The 19560-nt window shown below is 70.9% G+C and carries 19 protein-coding genes; 9 read left to right on the top strand and 10 right to left on the bottom strand.

Annotation, left to right across the window (positions count from 1 at the left end; all coding sequences use genetic code 11):
- Positions 1-131: 131 nt before the first annotated feature.
- Positions 132-800 (bottom strand): class I SAM-dependent methyltransferase, encoded by a 669-nt coding sequence (locus tag ACFY0K_RS16715; protein WP_390640448.1) that lies wholly within the window; start codon positions 798-800, stop codon positions 132-134.
- 145 nt (positions 801-945) lie between these two features.
- Between ACFY0K_RS16715 and ACFY0K_RS16710 the strand changes: the two genes are divergently transcribed.
- The 3 genes from ACFY0K_RS16710 to ACFY0K_RS16700 all read left to right on the top strand — a co-directional run bounded on the left by ACFY0K_RS16710 (position 946) and on the right by ACFY0K_RS16700 (position 2604).
- Entirely contained in the window at positions 946-1434 is a 489-nt protein-coding gene (locus ACFY0K_RS16710) for a helix-turn-helix domain-containing protein (protein WP_390640447.1), read from the top strand.
- Between the two features lie 77 nt (positions 1435-1511).
- The gene (locus tag ACFY0K_RS16705; RefSeq protein WP_351961506.1) at positions 1512-2144 is read left to right on the top strand and encodes a hypothetical protein; all 633 of its coding nucleotides are present in this window, start codon (positions 1512-1514) and stop codon (positions 2142-2144) included.
- A 109-nt stretch (positions 2145-2253) separates the two neighbouring features.
- Positions 2254-2604 carry a DUF2516 family protein gene (locus ACFY0K_RS16700; RefSeq protein ID WP_351498124.1) on the top strand — a complete coding sequence of 117 codons (351 nt, stop codon included), beginning with the start codon at positions 2254-2256 and terminating at the stop codon, positions 2602-2604.
- Positions 2605-2696: 92 nt separating this feature from the next.
- Here ACFY0K_RS16700 and ACFY0K_RS16695 read toward each other — a convergent pair whose 3' ends face one another.
- The 3 genes from ACFY0K_RS16695 to ACFY0K_RS16685 all read right to left on the bottom strand — a co-directional run bounded on the left by ACFY0K_RS16695 (position 2697) and on the right by ACFY0K_RS16685 (position 6422).
- Positions 2697-4007: a PP2C family protein-serine/threonine phosphatase gene (locus tag ACFY0K_RS16695; protein ID WP_390640446.1), complete on the bottom strand. Its 1311-nt coding sequence runs from the start codon at positions 4005-4007 to the stop codon at positions 2697-2699.
- 290 nt (positions 4008-4297) lie between these two features.
- Positions 4298-5440 (bottom strand): NlpC/P60 family protein, encoded by a 1143-nt coding sequence (locus ACFY0K_RS16690; protein WP_390640445.1) that lies wholly within the window; start codon positions 5438-5440, stop codon positions 4298-4300.
- Between the two features lie 187 nt (positions 5441-5627).
- On the bottom strand, positions 5628-6422 hold the full coding sequence (locus ACFY0K_RS16685; RefSeq protein ID WP_390640444.1) for a class I SAM-dependent methyltransferase: 795 nt from the start codon (positions 6420-6422) through the stop codon (positions 5628-5630).
- A 244-nt stretch (positions 6423-6666) separates the two neighbouring features.
- Here ACFY0K_RS16685 and mshA point away from each other — a divergent pair, with 244 nt between their 5' ends.
- From mshA to ACFY0K_RS16670, 3 genes are all read left to right on the top strand, one after another.
- Complete coding sequence (gene mshA / locus ACFY0K_RS16680) at positions 6667-8004, top strand: D-inositol-3-phosphate glycosyltransferase (RefSeq protein WP_390640443.1); 1338 nt, start codon at positions 6667-6669, stop codon at positions 8002-8004.
- A complete protein-coding gene (locus tag ACFY0K_RS16675) occupies positions 7997-8506 on the top strand; it encodes a YbjN domain-containing protein (RefSeq protein ID WP_351956921.1) in 510 nt (169 codons plus the stop codon). The genes mshA and ACFY0K_RS16675 overlap by 8 nt, the downstream gene beginning before the upstream one ends.
- Positions 8507-8637: 131 nt before the next feature.
- Positions 8638-10320 (top strand): glycosyl hydrolase family 28-related protein, encoded by a 1683-nt coding sequence (locus tag ACFY0K_RS16670; protein ID WP_390640442.1) that lies wholly within the window; start codon positions 8638-8640, stop codon positions 10318-10320.
- On the opposite strand, the gene ACFY0K_RS16665 is transcribed toward ACFY0K_RS16670, so the two are convergent.
- Positions 10299-11105 carry a helix-turn-helix domain-containing protein gene (locus ACFY0K_RS16665; protein WP_390640441.1) on the bottom strand — a complete coding sequence of 269 codons (807 nt, stop codon included), beginning with the start codon at positions 11103-11105 and terminating at the stop codon, positions 10299-10301. The genes ACFY0K_RS16670 and ACFY0K_RS16665 overlap by 22 nt on opposite strands.
- Here ACFY0K_RS16665 and ACFY0K_RS16660 point away from each other — a divergent pair.
- Together ACFY0K_RS16660 and ACFY0K_RS16655 are read left to right on the top strand one after the other, a co-directional pair.
- Positions 11104-11589: a DUF2000 family protein gene (locus ACFY0K_RS16660; protein WP_390640440.1), complete on the top strand. Its 486-nt coding sequence runs from the start codon at positions 11104-11106 to the stop codon at positions 11587-11589. The genes ACFY0K_RS16665 and ACFY0K_RS16660 overlap by 2 nt on opposite strands.
- Positions 11590-11722: 133 nt before the next feature.
- Entirely contained in the window at positions 11723-12829 is a 1107-nt protein-coding gene (locus ACFY0K_RS16655) for a hypothetical protein (RefSeq protein WP_390640439.1), read from the top strand.
- Between the two features lie 76 nt (positions 12830-12905).
- Here ACFY0K_RS16655 and ACFY0K_RS16650 read toward each other — a convergent pair whose 3' ends face one another.
- Positions 12906-14168 (bottom strand): MDR family MFS transporter, encoded by a 1263-nt coding sequence (locus ACFY0K_RS16650; protein ID WP_390640438.1) that lies wholly within the window; start codon positions 14166-14168, stop codon positions 12906-12908.
- 189 nt (positions 14169-14357) lie between these two features.
- On the opposite strand from ACFY0K_RS16650, the gene ACFY0K_RS16645 reads away from it, so the two are divergent.
- The gene (locus tag ACFY0K_RS16645; protein ID WP_390640437.1) at positions 14358-15119 is read left to right on the top strand and encodes a phosphoglyceromutase; all 762 of its coding nucleotides are present in this window, start codon (positions 14358-14360) and stop codon (positions 15117-15119) included.
- A gap of 78 nt (positions 15120-15197) precedes the next feature.
- On the opposite strand, the gene ACFY0K_RS16640 is transcribed toward ACFY0K_RS16645, so the two are convergent.
- The 4 genes from ACFY0K_RS16640 to ACFY0K_RS16625 form a co-directional block, all read right to left on the bottom strand.
- On the bottom strand, positions 15198-16433 hold the full coding sequence (locus ACFY0K_RS16640; protein ID WP_390640436.1) for a tyrosine-type recombinase/integrase: 1236 nt from the start codon (positions 16431-16433) through the stop codon (positions 15198-15200).
- Between the two features lie 76 nt (positions 16434-16509).
- Positions 16510-16755 carry a helix-turn-helix domain-containing protein gene (locus ACFY0K_RS16635; RefSeq protein WP_352089279.1) on the bottom strand — a complete coding sequence of 82 codons (246 nt, stop codon included), beginning with the start codon at positions 16753-16755 and terminating at the stop codon, positions 16510-16512.
- Positions 16756-17203: 448 nt separating this feature from the next.
- A complete protein-coding gene (locus ACFY0K_RS16630; protein ID WP_390640535.1) occupies positions 17204-18676 on the bottom strand; it encodes an ATP-binding protein in 1473 nt (490 codons plus the stop codon).
- A 2-nt stretch (positions 18677-18678) separates the two neighbouring features.
- The gene (locus ACFY0K_RS16625) at positions 18679-19524 is read right to left on the bottom strand and encodes a bifunctional DNA primase/polymerase (protein WP_390640435.1); all 846 of its coding nucleotides are present in this window, start codon (positions 19522-19524) and stop codon (positions 18679-18681) included.
- Between the last annotated feature and the right edge of the window lie 36 nt (positions 19525-19560).

The raw sequence follows: 19560 nt of genomic DNA, 5'->3' as shown, positions 1-19560 counted from the left end.
CGCGGGCACCTTCGTCCGGAGCGTCTGACGAGTGCGTCCGTCCCCGGGGCGGGGGCCTGAACGGACGAGTCGCCTTCGGGCAGGCCTTCGTCAGTCCCGGCACCCCCTGTGCCGTCTCCGGCGCCTCGTCCTCAGGCGGGGCGCTCGGCCATGACGACCAGGCCCGGGCCGCTGAACTCGTCTGGCGGGAGGCGGAGTTCGGCGACGGGGCGTAGTCCGGCCTGCTCGATCAGGGCGACGAACCGTTCCGGCCGCCATTTGTGCGTCGTCCAGCGGACGGGCACACCCCCGTAGGCCTCCGTGCGCACCGCGTCCTCGTCGCCGACGTGCGTTGCGGTGATGAGGTGTCCGCCCGGCTTCAGGGCGCGCGCGAACAGGGCGAGGACCTGCGGGAGGACGGCGCGCGGGAGGTTGAAGAGCGACCACCACCCGAGCACGCCGCCGAGGGAGGCCTCTTCGAGGCGGAGGTCGGTGGCGGAGGAGACGCTGAAGCGGCAGTGCGGATAGAGGCGGCGGGCGTTCTCGATCATGCGGGCCGAGAGGTCGACGCCGGACACGTCGAGTCCGCGTTCGGCGAGGTAGGCGGTGACCGTTCCGGGTCCGCAGCCGACGTCGAGGACCGGTCCGAGTCCGCGCACGCTGTCGGCGAAGGCGTCGATCGACGCCTTGAGCCAGGGATGGCGGCGGATGTCGCCCATTCCCGTCGTCGCCACCATCTCGGCGTAGTTGTCGGCCACCCGGTCGTAGGACTCCCGGACCACGTCGAGATCGGCCGGCCGGTCGATTTGGTCTGCACCCATCGGCACACCATAGGGCGGCGAGATCACCGGGGCAGGAGGTTGAACAAACCGGCCGGGCCGGCAGAGCACCCATCCGGGTATGGCGCGGCACACTTTTGCAAGCAGGTGCTTGCAATTGTTAGCGAGGGTGGGGCAGGGTGGAGGTATGGCATCGCTGAACGTCGGCAATCTCGGTGAGTATCTGCGTGAACAGCGGCGCAACGCGCAGCTGTCGCTCAGGCAGCTCGCCGACGCCGCCGGGGTGTCCAATCCGTACCTGAGCCAGATCGAGCGCGGGCTGCGCAAGCCGAGCGCGGAGGTGCTCCAGCAGGTCGCCAAGGCCCTGCGGATCTCCGCCGAGACGCTGTACGTCCGCGCCGGAATCCTCGACGCCGAGCGGGATCTGAACGAGGTGGAGACCCGTGCGGTCATCCTCGCCGACCCCACCCTCGACGAGCGGCAGAAGCAGGTGCTGCTGCAGATCTACGAGTCGTTCAGGAAAGAGAACGGCTTCGTGTCGGGCGAGGAGCGGACGGGCGTAACGGGCACCCTGGCAGTCGCCGAGGACGACGACGCCGACAGCGACGTCGGCAGCGACACCGACGGCAGCGACACCGAAGACAGAGAGACCGGTCCGCGGCGGACGGCCGGATGAGCCGGCCAAGCGCGCCGGCCGCCACGCCGCGGACCACACAACCCTCAGCCGAACTTTAATACGGGAGGACCATCACCATGGCCATCACCGACGACCTGCGCAAGACCCTCAGCGACCCGACTCCGCTCTACTTCGCCGCCGGCACCGCCGACCTGGCCCTCCAGCAGGCCAAGAAGGTCCCCGCCCTGGTCGAGCAGCTGCGCGCCGAGGCCCCGGCCCGCATCGAGGCGGTCCGCAAGGCCGACCCGAAGGCCGTCCAGGAGAAGGCCGCCGCCCGCGCCAAGGAGGCCGGCGTCAAGGCCAAGGAGGCGCAGGCCAGCCTCCAGTCCAAGGTCAACGACTTCATCGTCTCCCTCGACGGCGACCTCAAGAAGCTCGGTGAGTCCGCCCAGGACTTCGCGCTGCGCCAGGTCGGCGTGGCCGCCGAGTACGCCGTCAAGGCCCGTGAGACCTACGAGAAGGTCGCCGAGCACGGCGAGCAGGCCGTGAAGACCTGGCGCGGCGAGGCCGCCGAAGAGATCGAGGACCTGGCCATCGCCGTCGAGGGCAAGCCCGAGACGGGCACGGTCAAGGAGGGCGAGAAGAAGGCGGACGAGCCCAGGGCCGCCGAGGCCAAGCCGGCCGCGGCGAAGAAGGCCCCGGCCGCCAAGAAGACCCCGGCCCCGCGCAAGGCCACCCCGGTCAGGAAGACCACCCCGCCGGCCAAGTAACCGGCGCACGCGTCAGCGGAACGTACGGACCGGGCACCTTGGGGGTGCCCGGTCCGTTCTACGGGTACGGTGGCCGCGTAGGGATCGGGAGAGAGCGGGTGGTGACGGCATGCTGATGCTGGGGTTCGCAGGGTTCCTGGGACTTCTGAAGATCGTCCTGATGGCCCTGGCGGCGTTCGGGCTGGTCGACGCCGTGTTCCGGCGCGAGGACGCCTTCCGCGCGGCCGACAAGCAGAACAAGATGTTCTGGCTGATCATCCTGGCCATCGCCCTGGTCGTCAGCTACCTCTTCTCGATCCTCTCCATCCTCCCGATCGCGGGCGTGGTGGCGAGCATCGTCTACCTCGTCGACGTCCGCCCCGCGGTCAAGCAGGTCTCCGGCGGTGGCGGCGGCTGGCGGGGCCGCCGCGGCGGCAGCAGCAGCGACGGCCCGTACGGCCCGTACAACGGCGGCCGCTAGGCGCCCCGTAGGGGGCGCGGGGAACTGCGCGACCAGCCACGAATCACCCGCACCCGGCTGACGGCAGAAGCCCCTACGGCGACCAGCCGCTCTCAAACGCCCCGATCCAGAAGAACGACGGCCACGTCATCCGTCAGCTCGCCCCCATTGAGCTGCCGCACCTCGTTCACCGCCGCCCGCAGCAACGCCTCCCCGGTCAGGCCGGAGGCCAGCTGACGGCGGACCATCTCGACCATCCCGTCCTGCCCCAGCCGCTCCCCGCCCGAGCCCACCCGGCCCTCGATCAAACCGTCGGTGTAGAGCATCAGGCTCCACTCGGCGCCCAGCTCCACCTGCATCCGCGGCCACCGCGCACCCTTCAGCAGCCCCAGCGCCGGGCCGTTGTTCTCGTACGGCAGCAGCTCGGCCGGCCGGCCCGGCCGGGCGACCAGCGGCGCCGGATGCCCGGCCAGGCACAGCCCGGCCCGGCGCCCGTCCGGCGCTATGTCGACGGTGCAGAGCGTCGCGAAGATCTCCTCGTCGGAGCGCTCGTGCTCAAGGACCTCCTGCAGCGTGGACAGCAGCTCGTCGCCGCACAGCCCCGCCAGGGTCAGCGCCCGCCAGGCGATCCGCAGCTCCACGCCGAGCGCGGCCTCGTCCGGGCCGTGCCCGCACACGTCACCGATCATCGCGTGCACGGTCCCGTCGGGCGTGCGCACGGTGTCGTAGAAGTCGCCGCCGAGCAGCGCACGGGAGCGGCCGGGCCGGTACCGGGCCGCGAAGCGCAGTGAGGAGCCGTCCAGCAGCGGGGTCGGCAGCAGGCCCCGCTCCAGGCGGCGGTTCTCCTGGGCGCGCAGCCGCCCCTCCGCGAGCTTGCGCTCGGTCGTGAGCGAACGCTTGCGCTCGACGGCGTACCGGATGGCGCGGCTCAGCAGCCGCCCGTCCAGTTCGTCCCGGAAGAGGTAGTCCTGCGCGCCGACGCGTACGGCCTCGGTGCCGCGCTCGGCGTCACCGGAGGCGGTGAGGGCCAGCACGGCGTGCCGGGGCGCGAGCTCCAGGACGTGCTTGAGCACGGCGAGCTCGCCCTCCGTCTCCTTGCCGCCCGGCGCGGGCAGCGCCAGGTCCAGCAGGATGCAGTGGACGTCGTCGGTCAGCAGCCGCTCGGCCTCGGTGAGGTTGCGGGCGGTGCGGACGCGGATCGAGGTGCCGGACGCGTCCTGCAACTCGGGCAGGACCGGCGAACCGGCCGGATCGTCCTCGATCAGCAGCAGGGTGAGAGTGGTGCCGCCGCTGTTCGGGGTGGCGGCTTCCGTGCGGTTGGCCTCTTCCTTGAGGGGGCCGCCGCCCTGTGCGGGCGCGGCGGCCGGCGCCTGACCACTCTCCACGGCCGGGATCGCTCTCTGCCGCGGTACGGGTACGGGCATCGTGTTGGGTTCCTTCCCTCCCCCCGAGGGCATGGCGGGGCGAGGGACCTCGACCCACCCGACGGGGACCATAGCGGTACTGGCCACCGCAACGGAATGGTGTGAGCCGCGTCGCCCTGTCTCAGGCCAGCGTCATATGCCGCGTGCCGTACCGCAGTTGGACAAGAGGGCCGCCGGGCAGGGATGACGAAGGTCACGTGCCGCCTGAGTTTGAGCGGGTGTTGCGGTGCGGCGCGTCACATGATGCAGCTCACGAAAGGGACATCACACCTAAACCGCCCGGCTGGTGCTCAGGCGTCCGGTCGTACCACCCCGAGGATCGGCATCGACCCCGCGCCGCCGATCGACACCGTCCTCCCCGGGCGCGGGGCCTGGATGATCGCGCCGTCCCCGATGTACATCGCGACGTGGCTGGCGTCGCCGAAGTAGATGATCAGGTCGCCGGGGCGCATGTCCTTCACGTCGATGTGCCTGAGCTGCTTCCACTGCTCCTCGGAGGTGCGCGGGATCGGTTTCCCGGCGCTCGCCCAGGCCTGTGAGGTCAACCCGGAGCAGTCGTAGGAGTCCGGGCCCTCGGCGCCCCACACGTAGGGCTTGCCGAGCTGGGCGGTGGCGAACGCGACCGCCTTCCTGCCCGCCGCGGACGCCTTGCTGTGGATCTCGTCGAGTATCCCGGTGTCCAGCCAGGCCGTCTGTGCCTTGTACGCGGATTCCCGCTCCAGTTCGGCGAGGCGCTCCTTCTGCTTCTTCTCCAGCGTCGACTCGAGCTTCTCGGCGGCGGCGATCCGCTGCGTGATCTTCTTCTTGGCGGCGGCCTTCTCCTTGCGGCCGGCCTCCAGTCTGTTCCACTGGTCGGCCGCGTCCGCCACGTACTGCTTCAAGTCCTGCTGGGTCTGGGTCACTTCCCTGATCAGGGCCTTGGTGGCCCGCTCGCCCTGGAGGACCCGCCCGGCCCCGTCCAGGAACTCGGAGGGGTTGTCGCTCAGCATCAGCTTGGCGGAGTCCGGCAGTCCGCCGGTGCGGTACTGGGCGGCGGCCGCCCGGCCCGCCCGCTCCTTCAGCTCGTCGAGCTTCTGCTGCCCCTTGACGATCTTCTTGGCAAGGCCGACGATCTCGGCGGACTGCTTGTGGGCCGCCTCCTCGGCGGCGTTGTACGCGTCGGTGGCGACGGCCGCGTCGTGGTAGAGCTTGTCGAGCTTCGCCTGGACGGCCTCCAGGTCCTTGTCCGGCGGGACGGTCACGGAGGCGGAAGTGGAGCCGCCGGCGGAGGCCGAGGCGCCGGGGGAGGCCGAGGCGCCGGGGGAGGGTGTCGGTCCGGGGGCCGCGAACGCCGTGCCGGGTGCCGCGAGCACCGTCACCGCGCAGACCACGGTCACCGCCGTCGCCAGGATCCCGCGCCCGCCCGGCCGGACGGTGTGCTTGTCCGGTCCCATGGCCCGACCCCCTCCGAAAAACTGATTAACCGTCAGTAACTTATGGCACGTGGGGGATCGTGCCACGGCGTGCCGCAAAGCGACAGAGGTAACGGCACGTGGGTTCCTCCCCGGTTTCCCCCCGAGCATGACGATCTCCCCGCCTTTGTGACGTACGACTCACCGAGATCGTTCCCAGCTCGCCCCATCAGGCCCTGGGTGCCAACGCCTCCCACGTCAGAGTCACTTCGCCCTGCCGCCAGCGCGCCGCCGAGTCCGTCACCGGCCAGTCGGCCGTCAGGTCCCGCACCGCCCGGATCCACCGCTGCCGGGCGCCGTACGAGGCGTAGGGCGCGGCCGCCGCCCACGCGCGGTCGAAGTCCCGCAGGAACACGTGCACAGGCTCGCCCGGCACGTTGCGGTGGATGAGCGCCTTCGGCAGCCGTTCGGCGAGGTCGGACGGGCGTTCCAGGGAGCCGAGCCGGGTCGCGAAGGTCACCGTCCGCGGCCCCTCGGCCCCGAGCGCGACCCACACGTGCCGCCGCCCGATCTCGTCACAGGTTCCCTCGACCAGCAGCCCGTCCGGCGCCAGCCGCCCGCACAGCCGCCGCCACACCTCGGCGACCTCGCCCTCGTCGTACTGCCGCAGCACGTTGGCCGCACGGATGAGCAACGGCCGCGCGGCGACCGGGATCTCGAAGCCGCCGTGCCGGAAGGCGAGCCCCTCGCGCTCGTACGGCCGGGCCGCGGCGACCCGCGCCGGCTCGATCTCGACCCCGACGACACGCGCGCGTGGCGCGACGGTACGCAGCCGCCCGAGCAGTTCGACGGCGGTCCAGGGCGCGGCACCGTAACCGAGATCGACGGCAACCGGGTCGGCCGCACGGCGCAACACGCCACCGTGCGTGGCTGCGATCCACCGGTCCATGCGACGCAGCCGGTTGGGGTTCGTGGTCCCGCGCGTCACGTTCCCCACGGGTCGGGAGGCGGCGCGGGTGTTCATGCCTACGAGAGTAAAGCGCCCCGAAGGGGCGCGGGGAACTGCGCGCCCAGCCCCCACCCCCCCCGCGCCCGACCCCACAAGCACCGCCCCCACGCGTCCCACCCTCGAACGGTTGAGCGACATCAGGCAATGTGTCGGCAAAATCAACCACCCCCGGAATGGGAATCCTCCCCTCCGTGTTGCACCCCGTTGGAGGGCACTCGATGCCTCCCACCGGCATGCCCGCCCGAGAGAGGACCGCCACGTGAGCCAGTACGTCAGCAGGCTCGGGCGCCGCTCCCCGTCGGCTGCCTCCCGGCTCCGCCGGGCCCGCCGGCCGCGCCGCGTCGCCATGCTCTCCGTGCACACCTCACCGCTCCACCAGCCCGGCACCGGAGACGCCGGCGGCATGAACGTCTACATCGTCGAGCTCGCGCAGCGCCTCGCCGCGATCGACATCGACGTCGAGATCTTCACCCGGGCCACCTCCGGCGGCCTCCCGCCCACCGTAGAACTCGCCCCCGGCGTCCTCGTCCGGCACATCGACGCCGGCCCCTACGAGGGCCTCGCCAAGGAGGACCTCCCGGCCCAGCTGTGCGCCTTCACGCACGGCGTCATGCAGGCCTGGGCCGGCCACCGCCCCGGCCACTACGACCTCGTCCACTCGCACTACTGGCTCTCCGGGCACGTCGGCTGGCTCGCCGCCCAGCGCTGGGGCGTCCCCCTGGTGCACGCGATGCACACCATGGCCAAGGTCAAGAACGCCAACCTGGCCGACGGCGACACCCCCGAGCCCGCCGCCCGCGTCATCGGCGAGACCCAGATCGTGGCCGCGGCGGACCGCCTCATCGCGAACACCTCCGAAGAGGCCGACGAACTCGTACGCCACTACAGCGCCGACCCCGGCAAGGTCGCCGTCGTCCACCCCGGCGTGAACCTCGACCGCTTCTGCCCCGCCGACGGCCGCGCGGCGGCCCGCGCCCGCCTGGACCTTCCGCAGGACGCCCTGGTCCCGCTCTTCGCGGGCCGCATCCAGCCCCTCAAGGCCCCCGACGTGCTGCTCCGCGCCGTCGCCGTCCTCCTCGAGGAGCGCCCCGAGCTCCGCTCCCGGATCGTCGTACCGATCGTCGGCGGCCCCAGCGGCAGCGGCCTGGCCAAGCCGGAGGGGCTGCAGAAGCTGGCCGCGCGGCTCGGCATCGCGGACGTCGTCAGGTTCCGCCCGCCGGTGGACCAGGAGCAGCTCGCGGACTGGTTCCGGGCGGCCTCCGTCCTGGTCATGCCGTCCTACAGCGAGTCCTTCGGCCTGGTGGCGATAGAGGCCCAGGCGGCCGGCACCCCCGTCCTCGCCGCCTCGGTCGGCGGCCTGCCGGTGGCCGTGCGGGACGGTGAGACCGGCTTCCTGGTGCGCGGTCACGATCCCGCCGACTACGCGCGCGTGCTGCGTCGTTTCGCCGACGAGGCCACTCTGGCGGACCGTTTCGGCAGCGCCGCCGCCCGGCACGCCCAGTCCTTCGGCTGGGACGCCGCGGCCGCCGCCACCGCCGAGGTCTACCTGGGCGCGACCCAGTCCCACCGCCGTCGCGTACGCTCGGCCCATGGGTGATGGCGCACAGGAACGGCAGGCCGGGCAGGTCATCGAGGGTGTCCTGAAGGACGCCGAACTGGACTGGGAGAGCCCCGAGTCCGGCACCTACGTCGTGCAGCTCCCCGGCACCCGCAAGCTGAGGACGACCGTCTCCCTCATCGTCGGCCGCCACTCCCTCTCCCTGAACGCCTTCGTCATCCGGCACCCGGACGAGAACGAACCGGCCGTCCACCGCTGGCTCCTGGAGCGCAACCTCAAGCTGTACGGCGTGAGTTACGCCGTCGACCGCCTCGGCGACGTCTACGTCACCGCCCGCCTCCCGCTCTCCTCCGTCACCGCCGCCGACCTGGACCGGCTCCTCGGCCAGGTCCTGGAGGCCGCGGACGGCGCCTTCAACACCCTCCTGGAGCTGGGCTTCGCCTCCGCGATCCGCAAGGAGTACGCGTGGCGGGTGTCCCGGGGCGAGTCCACGCGGAACCTCGACGCGTTCACACACCTGATCGAACGCCCCGCTGACTGACCGCAGGTCCCTACCTGATTGAGGCCTGCACGACTCTTTCGAGGTACCGGGCCGACATGGCATGCTCACCGCCGACGCACATATGAACGTCGTTCACAACCATGAAAGCCGCCATGGGAAGGACGTACGGCATGAGCACCACGCACCACGACGTGACCGCCGGTATGACCAGACGGACCCTGCTGCTCGCCGGCGCCACGGCGGTGGCCGCGACCGCCGTGGCGGGCGGCACGGCCCACGCCTCCGACGGCAGTGCCTCCGACGGCCAGGTGCCCTCCCTCTGGCGGGAGTTCCGGCGCACCCCCTTCACCCACCCGCAGATCCCCTACGTCGGCCGGGCCGGAGCGGCCCGCATCCGGCGCCTCCCGGTCGTCGCCGACGTCCGCGCGTACGGCGCGGTCGCCGACGGCGTCACCGACTGCGCCCCCGCGATCAACCGTGCCATCGCCGCTGCCGCCAGGGCCGGCGGTGGCACGGTCACCATCCCGCCCGGCACCTTCCGCATCGACGGCCTGATCCACATCGGCCATGACAACGTGGTGCTGCGCGGCGCCGGCAGCGGCCGTACGACCCTGTACGCGACGAAGAACCTCACCGAGCTGATCGGCCCCTACGGCTCGCGCTACGGCGGCACGAAGTCGGCGTGGTCCTGGGCGGGCGGGCTCATCTGGCTGGCGCCGAAGCCCCGCTGGGACTCCCTGGTCGCCGCGATCAAGGCGCAGGCCTGGCCGTTCGAGGGCTGGACCGGCAACAAGCGCGACGAGTGGGAGCAGTTGACCCCCGTCGAACCGGCCCGTCAGGGCGACCGGACGGTCACCGTCACCGACCCCTCCGGCCTCCGCCCCGGCCGCCTGGTCCTGCTCCGGATCGCCGACGACACCGCCCACACCCTCCTCCAGCACATGTCCGGCGGCGGCCCGGGACCGGCGTCGTACTACTGGGAGGACAAGACCAAGCTGCTGTCGTACGTCCCCTACGAGTGGCCCGTCCGGGTCACGGCGGTGCGCGGCCGCCGGGTGACGCTGGAACGCCCGCTGCCGCTGGACCTCCGCCCGGAGTGGAACCCCCAGTTCACCACCCACGTCCGGGAGCTGACCGGCTCCGGCGTCGAGGGCCTCACCCTCGACGTCATGGAGACCCCGCAGTCCCCGCACCTCCTCGACAAGGGCTACAACGGGGTCGTCCTGCAGTGCGCGTACGACTGCTGGGTGGACGACGTCACCGTCCGCAACGTCGACAACGGCTTCGGCCTGGTCGCCGCCTCCGCCTGCACCCTGCGCCGCACCCGGGTCGGCGGCCGGGGTGAGCACCACCCCTACTTCTGCCGCGAGGGCTCGCACGACAACCTGATCGAGGACTTCACCATCGAGGAACGCACGGTCCCGGCCCCGTCCGACACCCAACTCCACGGCATCAACGTCGAGGGGCTCTCCTCCCACAACGTCTGGTCGCGCGGCGAGATGCAGATGGGCACCTTCGACTCCCACCGCGGCCTGCCGTTCGCCAACGTCCGCACCGACATCACCGTGGACAACAACGGCCGGCACGGCGGCGACGCCAACGCGGGACCGCTGTTCGGCGCCCGCTTCACCCACTGGAACGTTCGAGTGACCAACGGCCGCGCGGGCCTGATGCGCCTGGACGGGCTGGCCCCGTACTCCGCGACGGTCGGCCTCAACGAGGTCACCGAGTTCGACCAGATCGACGTACCGGACTTCGCCGGCGACCTGCACTCCCGCCTGGAGCTGTACGGCACCTGGGACGCGGTACGGCCGCGGAACCTGTACGAGGCTCAGCGCGCGCTGCTCCGGTAGCGCCCCGGCGTCACCCCGACCAGCCGCTTGAAGTGCCGGGTGAGATGGGCCTGGTCGTAGAAGCCGGCGGCGGTGGCCGTCTCGCCGGGCGGTACGCCGTCGAGCAGCAGCCTGCGGGCCCGGCCGACCCGGCGCGACGTCAGGTACTGGTGCGGGGCGATGCCGTACGCGCCGCTGAACGCCCGTACCAGGTGGGCGGGGTGGGCGTGCAGCAGCCGGGCCGCCTCCTCCAGGCCGAGCCCGTCGGCGACCCGCTCGTCGAGGAGTTCGCGCAGGGTGCGGGCGAGGACCGGGTCAGCGGGGCCGGGGGTCACGGACCGGGGGCGGAGCAGGTCCCGCAGCCGCTCGCCGATGAGGGTCAGCCGGCTCTCGGCCTCCAGCTCGTCGCCGGGGCGGACGAGCACGGAGTGCAGCTGGCCGACCCGCCGTCGCAGCAGGGGGTCGCGCAGGTCGGGGCCGTCGACGGCCGGCCCGATCAGGCCCTCCCCGAGGACGCTCTCGTCCAGGTAGACCACACGCTTGCGGAAGCCGTCCGCGGTGGCGGGGGAGCCGTTGTGCGGGACGTGCGGCGGCAGCAGGGTCACGGTGTCGGCCGGGGTGCCGTGCTCGTGGCGTTCGAGGTCGTACCGCACGGCGCCGTCGTCCACGATGAGCAGCGTCCAGGCGTCGTGGACGTGCATCGGGTACGCGTACTCGGTGAAACGGGCGTGGAAGACCTCGGTGACGCCCGGGACACTGGGGCGCCAGGCGGTTACTTCCTGTGCGTCGGACTGCCGGGCGGCCATGCAAAGAACGTACAAGACCCGGATGAAAGACGTCCGGCAGTCTCGGGGCATGAGCACTCCCAGTACGGACGCCGTCCGTTTCGACACGAAGATCGCCGTGCTGCTGCGGGACGACCTGGAGCCCTGGCAGCGGCTGAACGTGACCGCGTTCCTGGTCAGCGGCCTGGGCGCCACGCTTCCCGAGGTGGTCGGGGAGCCGTACGAGGACGCCGACGGCGTCGGCTACCTGCCGATGTTCCGGCAGCCGGTACTGGTCTTCGAGGGCGGCAAGGAGACCCTGAGGGCCGCGCACGAACGGGCGCTGGGCCGCGCCCTGCCCCGGGCCGTCTTCACCGCGGACCTGTTCGCGACCGGTAACGACCGCGACAACCGGGCGGCGGTCCGTGCCGTACCCACGGCGGAGCTGGACCTGGTGGGGCTCTCGGTGTACGGGCCGCGGAACGCGGTGGACAAGGTGCTGAAGGGGGCGCGGATGCATCCGTGACCCGCTTCTTCGCCCGGCGGTCCTCCGACCGGAGGAATCTCGTCCGGTGACCGGGTGATCTGATGATCGTAATTGTTGCTGCGGGGGCCGGACGTCGCATGTGACTGTCATGCGATACATCAGACTCTGCAGTGTGGCCGCGGTTGCGGCAGCGATCGTCACGGGGCTGACGAGCGGAGGGGCGGCCGCGGCGGATCCGGACCGGGTGCCGTGCAGTGGGACGGCGCTGAGCCTTGCCATCGCCACCGCGCGGAACGGCGAGACCATTGATCTCCGCCGGGACTGTACCTATCTCCTGAGCACCGCTCTGCCGGTCATCGTCAAGGACCTCACGATCCGGGGCAATGGTGCGACGATCCTCCGGGACGGGACGAGTCCCTCTGCCTTCCGGATCTTCGACATCGCCTCGAACGGCAACCTGCGTCTGCAGGACCTCACTGTCCGCGGCGGCTATCTCACCTCCGGGGACGGCGCCGGCATCCGCGTCAACGGCGGCGCGCTCAGGCTGTCGAAGGTCGATGTGGTCGACAACACCGCCGGGCAGAGCACCGCCGTCGGGGGCGGTGGCGGCATCGCGGTGGAGCCGGGCGGGTCGGCCGAGATCAGAAGCAGCTATGTGGCGTTCAACAACGCGAACAACGGCGGTGGCCTCTACACCAGGGGGACCGTGACCGTCGAGAACTCCGAGTTCGCCCGCAACCACGCCCAATACTCCGGCGGTGGGATCTACCAGTCCGGGGACAGCATCTTCGTCGGCTCGAGTGTGATCCGGCGCAACACCGCGGCCGGGTCCGCGAGCGGCGGCGGCATCTTCGTCGCCAGCAGCAACGTGACGGAGATCGTCGACAGCAAGATCACGAACAACACCGACACGGGCACCAGGGGCGGCGGGATCTACAACAACGGGAACCTCAGGCTGGCGAAGTCCGAGGTCAGTGGCAACGTCGTCGGCGGCGTGGAGGGCCTGGGCGGCGGCATCTACAACATGGCCGGGCTCCGTCTCAAAGACACCGATGTCTTCCGCAACAGCGCGAACGGCCCCGGCGCATCCAAGGGCGGCGGCATCTACAACAACGGCGGAACGGTCACCCTCGACCACAGCACCGTCCGCAACAACGCCTCCACGGTGGCGCCCGGCGGGGTCTTCACCAACAGGCTGATCTCGGTGACGGACTCGACCGTCACCCGCAACATCCCGACCAACTGCTCGCCCGGCCTGGTACCTGGCTGCACGGACTGACGCCGCCCACGGCCACCCACGACCATGGGAAAGGCCGCCCCGGCCCTCTGCCGTACGGGGGCCGGGGCCCGCGCGCTCAGCCGGCCCCCACCCCCGCGTCCGCCTCAGCCCCCGCCACGGCCGCCGCCACCGGCCGTTCCGCCGGCACCCGCCGCATCAGCAGCCCGTAGCCGAAGGCGGCCGCAGTCCCGACGACCGCGCACACCCCCCACAGCCACTTCGCCCCGAACCGGTCGATGACGACGCCGGACAGCAGCGGCGCGATGAGCGCGGCGGCGGACCAGGACAGCGTGTACATCCCCTGGTACCTGCCCCTGCCGTGCACCGGCGAGAGCTGTACCACCAGCCCGGTCTGGGTCGGCGCGTTGACGATCTCGGCGAGCGTCCACACGCACACGGTGAGCGCGAACACCCCGACCGACCCGGCGAAGGCGGTGAGCCCGAACCCGTACCCGGCGAGGAGGGACGAGACGACGAGCAGGGACCGCGGATCCCGGTGCTGGATGACCCGGGTCACCGGAATCTGCAGCACCACGATGAGGACGCCGTTCACGGCGATGGCCATGCCGTAGTCGGCGGGCGTGAACCCGGCCTCGCCCATCGCCACCGGCAGCCCGACCGACCCCTGCTGGAAGATCAGGGCGACCAGGAACGACAGCCCGACGACGCCCATGTACCGCCCGTCGCGCACCACGGTCAGCAGGCTGACCTCGCTGTCCTCGGCGACTTCGGCGGCGGCCCGCCGGGGCCGTGACTCGGGCAGCCGCAGGAAGACGAGGACGGCGCAGACGGCGGTCATCCCGGCCTCGATCAGGAACCCGGCGCGGTAGCTCACCTCGGCGATGAACCCGGCCCCCATGGACGACACGGCGAAGCCCAGGTTGATCGCCCAGTAGTTGAGCGAGAAGGCCCGCACCCGGTCCTCGGGCCGCACGATGTCGGCCATCATCGCCTGCACGGCCGGCCGGGAGGCGTTGGAGGCCACGCCGACGAGGAAGGCGACGGCGGCGATGGCGACGGGGTCCTGCACGAACCCGAGGAGCGCGACGGCCGCGGCGGTGGACCCCTGCGCGAGGAGCAGGGTCGGCCGCCGTCCCAGCCGGTCGGCCATCACCCCGCCGCCCAGCGACGAGACCACCCCGCCCAGCCCGTGCAGGGAGGCGACGAGCCCGGCGTACGACGCGCTGTACCCCCGGTCGAGGGTCAGGTACAGGGCCATGAAGGTGGCCACGAAGGCACCCAGCCGGTTGACGAGGGTGCTGGTCCACAGCCACCAGAACTCCCGCGGCAGACCGGAGACGGTCTCCCGGGCGGCGCGGCGCAGGGCGGCGGACGGCATGGTTTCCCCCAGGGCAGGCGTAAGCGGTGCGGATGCGGTTTCTGTAAGCGCCACAGACCGCTACTGGAACTTACTTACCGACCGCTCGGCTGAGCCAGTCAATTAACAAATGCAGTCAACTGTCCGCCCCCTGGGACGCCGCCCGGCCGCCCGCCCGCCGCCCCGAATACGTGGATTACGCTCTGTCCCATGGCCGACGCACCGTACAAGCTGATCCTCCTCCGCCACGGCGAGAGCGAGTGGAACGCGAAGAACCTGTTCACCGGCTGGGTGGACGTCAACCTCAACGAGAAGGGCGAGAAGGAGGCAGTCCGCGGCGGTGAACTCCTCAAGGACGCCGACCTGCTCCCCGACGTGGTCCACACGTCCCTCCAGAAGCGGGCGATCCGCACGGCACAGCTCGCCCTCGAAGCCGCCGACCGCCACTGGATCCCGGTCCACCGCAGCTGGCGCCTGAACGAGCGCCACTACGGCGCCCTCCAGGGCAAGGACAAGGCGGCGACGCTGGCCGAGTTCGGCGAGGAGCAGTTCATGCTCTGGCGCCGCTCGTACGACACCCCGCCCCCGCCGCTCCCGGACGACTCGGAGTTCTCCCAGGCCTCCGACCCGCGCTACGCCTCCATCCCCCCGGAGCTGCGCCCCCGCACGGAGTGCCTCAAGGACGTCGTCGTCCGCATGCTGCCCTACTGGTACGACGGCATCGTCCCCGACCTCCTGGCCGGCCGCACGGTCCTCGTCGCCGCCCACGGCAACAGCCTGCGCGCCCTGGTCAAGCACCTCGACGGCATCTCCGACGCCGACATCGCCGGCCTCAACATCCCCACGGGCATCCCCCTCGCCTACGAACTCGACGCCGACTTCAAGCCGGTCACCCCGGGCGGCCGGTACCTCGACCCGGACGCGGCAGCAGCGGCCATCGAGGCGGTCAAGAACCAGGGCAAGAAGAAGTAGGTTCCGTGATCATGCCCCCGACCTGCGCAAACGGCGTGGTGCGGGGGCATTCTCACGGCCTGGGCCCACTGTGGGCCCTCAGTGCCCCGACTCGTGCGGCCGGAGTGCGCGACCGATGGCGTTCCGGGCGCGGTCCCGGCTGCTCGGCATGAGGTGCGCGTAGACCTTCAGCGTCAGCCCTGGGTCGGAGTGCCCCAGGTACTCACTGACGGCCTTGATGCTTTCTCCTGCGTCCAAGAGAACCGACGCATAGAAGTGCCTCAGGGCGTGCATCCCGTGCTCCCGAGCGGCTGCATGCTCACGGCTCTTCGCCTTGGGAATCACGCCTGCTCTGGCGAGCGAGGGCTTCCAGTGGTCTTCGTTCAGCGAGGTACGCCAGACGTGGCCACCGTTGGGCCCGCTGAAGATGAGCCGCTTGGTCACTGGCTGGCCGGTAGCTCGCATCCACGGCAACGTGACTTCGACAGGCGGGAAGCGCTTGATGTGCTCCCGGAGGGCTTCCGCCACAGGGTCGGGCAGAGGCACGTCACGGAGTTTGCCGCCCTTCGGAGGCGCGAATACGGGCTGGCTCAGGCTCAGCTTGAGTTGCTGCACCACATGCAGGGTGCCGCCCTCGAAGTCCAGCTCATCGACGCTCAGTCCGAGGATCTCGCCTTGACGGAGCCCGCAGCCGGCACCAACGTCGACCATCGTGCGGAAGCGCTCCACCATGGCGGCCCGCACGGCGAAGACGCGTTCCGGCTGCCAGGGCACGACCCTGCGTGTGCCCATCTCGGGGAGCGTCACCGTGCGGGAGTTGAAGGGGTTCCGGCGGAGGTACCCGTCCTCTACGGCTGCCGAGAGGACGGCACGGACGTTGGAGAAGATCACACGGGCGTACGCGCCAGACATGCCGGACGCTTCGAGCTGCGTCACGAACTCACGGATGTGACTCGGCTGGAACGACCCGAGCGGACGTGACCCGATGCGCGGGAAGGCGTGCAGCTTGAGCTGCGACTGCATAGATGCCCGGGTGTTCGGGTCGCCGCTCTGGCTCGCGAGCCATTCCTCCGCGAACTCCTGGAAGGACCTCCGCGAGGCGTTCGGGTCGATGTAGTCCCCGCGGGCGACGTCCGCCGTGATTTTGCTCAGCCACTGTTCAGCGAGACGCTTCTGTCCATCGGGGAAGGATTTGCCCTTGCGCTTGCCGTCGGGCGCGAACCAGCGGACCCGGTAGCGCATGCCCGTGCCGTATCGCTCGGTCTTGACTCGGACGGTCTTGCCGTCGGCGTTGGTTTCGGTCCTGTACCAACGGTCTTGGATGCTGCCAGCCATGAGAGATGCGGTCCCTTCCCAGCATGGAGCAGGGGCAGCCGTTCAACGGCCACCCCTGAAGTTGTGTGTGCTTGCGTCAGGCCGCGACGCGGTCGACGTTCTTGAGCTGAGTGACGTAAGCCCCCACTTCGGCGGGGTCGTAGCGAACGTGCTTGCCGACACGGAATCCGGGAGGACCGGTGCGCTTCCTGCGCCACTGATAGACGGTTTCGAGGGGGACGCCGAAGATCTCGGCAATGTCGTCGGGGGTGAGGTACCGGTCGGGGAGACCGCTGCGGAGGGTGGCGCGGGGGTCGGGTTGAGCGGAACGGGTTCGGCTCATGGGGTCCTCAGTGGTTGAGTCGCATTGGCGGGCCCTCTCGGAGCCCGTGTGTGTCCGAGGTGGGGATTTCTGCGTCACAGCGTCACCCGCGTCACGCAGGCTTCTGACCCGCAGGTTTGGGGTGACGCAGAGAGTTCGGGGTGCGTCACGCGTGACGCAGGCTCTCGTCACGCGTGACGCAGGTGACGCGGCGTGACGCAGAGAGGGGCCGTCTGCGTCACGCTCTTGTGCGCAGGTCACCGGCCGTTATCCAAGATCGTGTGACGCTGTGACGCAGCGTTCTCCTACTTAGGAAAAAGAAGGGGCGTCTGTGGTGGTGTGTGGCGCGGCTCAAGGCGTGAAGAAGGAGCCGCTACGCGGCGCGACCTTGGGGGGCGCGAGCGCCGAACAGCAAGAGGAGCACGCGCGGCCCGTGGTGCTCCTCTTGCTTGCACGGCCGGAGCGCCGGTCAGAACGTCTGCTGCTCGTGCGACGGCGTGGCCGGTGAGCGGGTCATTTCGATGTAGCGGCCCTCTCGGGTGCGGCCCGAGTCGATGAGAACGCCACGGGCCGCGAGGGTGGGCTGTAGCCGCTTGAGCCGGTCGGAGAGCACCTTGCCCGTGGTCGGCCAGCCCTTGGGCAGGGGCCGGAAGTCCTCTCCGGTGTAGACGCGGCTGAGGCAATGCAGCCACTCCGTGGACGTCATCCGCTGCTCCGTGCCCGCGTCCAGGCCGGCGGCGTGCGCGAGGACGGTCTGAGCCAACAGGTCACCCTCGATCACGTCGTCGTTCAGGTCGTCCAGGCTGGCCCGGTAGGCGGCGAGCGCACCCAGACTGGTGGCCGCGTCCAACTGCGCGCACAGGTGCGCGAAGTCCGCCATCCGCAGGTCGGTCGGGGTCTCTGCCTCAGCCGCGCGGACCTTCACGGTCAGGTCCAGGAGGGAGCCGAGGACGACCGGCAGCACCTCCGCGTACTCCGTCCACAGCTCATCCTCCGTGCGCCGCACCCGGGGCCGCTCCAGCCGCAACGGCAAGAGCCGTTCCGCGAGGTCGGGACGGATCACGCCGACGTCGATACCGGTCAGGAGCAGGGGCCGGCGGTAGCCGACGCGAAAGACGTCCCCGTCCGTGAACAGCGCGCGCTTGACGTTCTCCGCGCCGGTCACGATGCAGCACATCGCGTCGGACAGGTCCGGGCTCATGTGGGAGAGGTTGTCCAGCGCGGTCACCCACCCGGCCGCCACGGCGGCAAGGAGGTTCTCCTCATCCTTGGGAGCCCGGCGCAAGTCACCGGTCATACCCTCGATGATCCGCACGAGCATCCGCCCGCCGGTGGACTTGCCGGCACCCTGCGGGCCGGTGAGGAACGGCGCCGGCACGGGCACGGATGGCCCGAGGCACCCGACCAGCCACGCAATGGCCAGGCACTCCGTTTCCGCGGTGGCGAAGTTGCACAGCCTCAGCAGCAGATCGATGCCCTTGCCGTCCGTGTTCTTGACCGGCAGCGGGAGTTCGCCAGTGAGCTGGGTGCGCCGCCAGCACACCTCACGCGGATCGGGTACAGCGATGTCCCATCCGGTGGGGTGGATGCGGACGGACTGTCCGTCGGCGCGGCCCAGGTCCAGCCATGTCGCCCCGTCGAAACCGGGCGCGACGCGGATATGCACAGGCTGCACGTCTTCGGTCAGGGCGAGTGCTTCGATCAAGTCGAGTGCCTCCTTGAGCGCGGTCCCGTTGAACACGCCCAGTCCGTCCCGGAACAGTCCCACCATGAGTTCCTGGCGGTGACTGCCGGTGGTGCCCTGGGAGCGGATCGGACGGGCGACAGGGTGGCCGTTGCGCTGCGCGTACACGGTCCCGTCGGCGGTGCGGAAGTATCGGAAGTGCGCTTGCGCGTAGTCGGTGATGACCTTGCGGGCAGGAGCCTGCTCGTCCTCGGGCATGGTCACAGTCCCAACGTGGTCAGGGCGTTGGTCCACGCGTCGGTGCAGTGCCGCGGAGACTCACCCTTGGCCTGCGCGGCGGTGAACAGCCGGCCGACATGGGCGTCGGTGAGGCAGCCGCACCGGCCGTGCGTCGACAGCACCGCGAGGAACGTGCGGTACACGGTCGCGTGGACCGCGCTGGACGCCTCGGTGATGCGCTGCACGCCCATGGTGATCCCGCGCTCCAGATAGGTGGGCGTGCGGTGCGGGCACTCGCCCTCATGGCCCCTCAGGGGCACTGAGAGCGTCTGTGGCGCCCTGCGGGCGGGCGACGGGTCCTTTACTGCCAGGGCGCGCACAGCGTCCGGGAGAGGGGCCGTGGCGCCAACGCCCGTACCGAGCCAACGGGCGTACGCCATAAGGGACTTGACGTCTACACCGGGCCGGACCGCGTTCGAGGATGGCATGGTGCCCTGGTAGATCCAGTGCTCGCCCCGGGTGGTGGTCACGGTCCGGGTGGCGGGCAGGGTGGCGCGGGCCCACTGGATGGCGGCGGGGTCGTCCAGGTCGACCACGGTGAGGCCGGCGCCGCCGGGGTGGTAGGCGACCGCGGCCGCGTGCCGCCAGGCCGGCGTCCACGCCGGGGAGGTGAGGACGTGCGGGTCGGTGGTGGCGGCGGCCCATCCGTGGCACGGCGCCGCGCACCGGCAGGGGCCCGCACTCTTCATGTGGGGCCGGCCGCCGCACGCGTTGGTGGCGCACTGGGGGCAGTTGCCGAAGGGGACCTTTCCCGCCCGGAGGGGCAGCACCGGGACACCGTCGGCCGCAAGGTGCAGGGCGGTGCGCAGGTGCGCGGGGTGGGTCATGATGGAAAACCTCCACTGGTCAGTTCGTGGCAGGTG

The organism is Streptomyces sp. NPDC001507 (assembly GCF_042894765.1).
Taxonomy (GTDB): Bacteria; Actinomycetota; Actinomycetes; order Streptomycetales; family Streptomycetaceae; genus Streptomyces.
The sequence above is the reverse complement of the archived record's forward strand: the minus strand, read 5'-3'. Positions and strand labels throughout refer to the sequence as shown.